This window comes from Sinomonas sp. B1-1 (assembly GCF_050474465.1).
Classification (GTDB): Bacteria; Actinomycetota; Actinomycetes; order Actinomycetales; family Micrococcaceae; genus Sinomonas; species Sinomonas flava.
Window position 1 is genome coordinate 1 of sequence record NZ_JBCHVF010000031.1, and the last position, 1,095, is coordinate 1,095.

A 1,095-nucleotide genomic window follows, 5' to 3' on the forward strand; every position below is an offset into this window, starting at 1 on the left:
CCCTAGCTGTACCCGGCCAGGACGTTGGTAGCGGCGAGTCTGGTTGAACAAGGGAGAACCTCCGGGTGGGATGTGGCTTGTCTAAGGCCCACTCCAACCCGGAGGTTCTCGTGTTCCACCGTAGCGCCCGTTTGACTGTCCATGGCCGCCTTCTGATCGTCCAGCGGCATCAGGCCGGCTGGAAGCAGGCCCACATCGCCGCGGCGATGGGCGTCTCGCGCAAGTGCGTGGGAACCTGGATCCGCCGGTACGAGACCGAAGGCGAGGCCGGTCTGGAGACCCGGTCCTCGAGGCCGCACACGATGCCCACCCGGACCCCGGCCGAGGTCGAGCAGAAGGTCCTGGCCGCCCGGGCCGGGCACCGGCAGGGCCCGGACGTGCTCGGGCCGAAGACCGGGGTTCCGGCCAGGACGGTGTCCCGGATCCTGCGCCGGCACGGGGTGCCCCGCCTGTGCGAGTGCGACCCGATGACCGGGGATCCCATCCGGGCCTCGAAGTCCACCGCGGTGCGCTATGAGCGCGACAGGCCCGGGGAGCTGGTGCACATGGACGTGAAGAAGCTCGGCCGGATCCCCGATGGCGGGGGCTGGCGCGTCCACGGCCGGGAGGCGACCGTGGGCCACAAGCACAAGCAGGTCCCGATCGGCTACGACTACGTGCACTCGCTGGTCGATGACCACGCCAGACTGGCCTACAGCGAGGTGCTGCCCGATGAGAAGGGCCCCACCTGCGCGGGCTTCCTCGAGCGTGCGATCGCCTACTTCGCCGCCCACGGGATCACCCGGATCGAGCGGCTGATGACCGACAACGCCTGGGCCTACCGGTACTCCCTGCGGGCAGTGTGCGCCGAGCATGGCATCACCCAGAAGTTCATCAGGCCCCACTGCCCCTGGCAGAACGGGAAGGTCGAGAGGCTGAACCGCACCCTGGCAACCGAGTGGGCCTACTGCCAGGCCTTCACCAGCAACGACCAACGAACAGCCGCCCTTGCACCATGGCTCGAGCACTACAACACTGAACGCTGTCACAGCGCACTCGGAGGCAAACCCCCGATCAGCCGGCTGGCACCAACCTGATGGCCGGGTACACCTAGCC

1 protein-coding gene is annotated in these 1,095 nt (G+C 68.4%); it reads left to right on the plus strand.

The genetic code is table 11. The annotated features are described in order from the left end of the window. Positions 1 to 110 precede the first annotated feature (110 nt). Positions 111 to 1,076 (plus strand): IS481 family transposase, encoded by a 966-nt coding sequence (locus tag ACQ5BE_RS18935; RefSeq protein WP_430298493.1) that lies wholly within the window; start codon positions 111 to 113, stop codon positions 1,074 to 1,076. The last annotated feature ends 19 nt before the right edge of the window (positions 1,077 to 1,095 follow it).